1 protein-coding gene is annotated in these 395 nt (G+C 51.9%); it reads left to right on the plus strand.

The genetic code is table 11. The features are described 5' to 3' along the window. Positions 1–395: FG-GAP repeat protein (locus tag ABLQ08_RS32480; RefSeq protein WP_352950920.1), on the plus strand; the 395-nt coding region annotated here is incomplete at both ends.

Raw genomic sequence — 395 nt, forward strand, 5'->3', positions numbered from 1 at the left:
CTGGCACCATTGTGGTTGGTGCTTACGGAGATGACGATGCTGCAACGAACGCCGGCGCTGTTTATGTCTACACCCCGAATGCTTCTGGTGGCTATGACGAGACCAAACTGACACCGTCCGACGGCACCGAAGGAGAGACCATCAGCTACTTCTCTGTGAATGTGAACAATGCAGGAGTTATTGTCGCTGGCAGCGCTTATGAAGATGGTGTCGGAAATCAGTCTGGAGCGGTCTATGTCTATAAACCGGATGGAGCAGGTGGTTACTCCGAAACAAAGCTGACAGCTTCTGATGGCGCTGCCAACGACCGGTTTGGTCGTTATGTAGACATTGGTGAAAATGGTGTAATCGCGGTTGGTGCTTATGGCGACAACGGTGAGAATGGCGCTGTCTAT

The organism is Roseibium sp. SCP14 (assembly GCF_040329475.1).
Lineage (GTDB): Bacteria > Pseudomonadota > Alphaproteobacteria > Rhizobiales > Stappiaceae > Roseibium.